General features: G+C 45.2%; 1 rRNA gene. It reads right to left on the bottom strand.

Annotation, left to right across the window (positions count from 1 at the left end):
• Positions 1–396 (bottom strand): 23S ribosomal RNA (locus KJQ99_RS10060); the annotation flags it as partial.

Raw genomic sequence — 396 nt, forward strand, 5'->3', positions numbered from 1 at the left:
TCTTCCACGCGCCTTAGAATACTCATCCCACCCACCTGTGTCGGTTTACGGTACGGGCAACATTATCTAAACTTAGAAACTTTTCTTGGCTCGACGGCATCAGCAATTCTTCCTTCCATCCGAAGACTTCAGAAAGCCTTTCAGTTCTCGGTCTAATGTTATACGGATTTGCCTGTATAACAACCTACTACCTTAGACTAGCACTTCCATCCGCTAGCTTGCTTAGCCCTAAGCGTCCTTCCATCGCACAATAATGTTGGTATTGGAATATTAACCAATTTTCCATCGCATACCCCTTTCGGACTTTGCTTAGGACCCGACTAACCCTACGATGACGAGCATCGCGTAGGAAACCTTGGGTTTACGGCGTTAATGATTCTCACATTAATTATCGCT

Source organism: Campylobacter sp. 2018MI13 (genome assembly GCF_018501135.1).
In the GTDB taxonomy this organism is placed as follows: domain Bacteria; phylum Campylobacterota; class Campylobacteria; order Campylobacterales; family Campylobacteraceae; genus Campylobacter_E.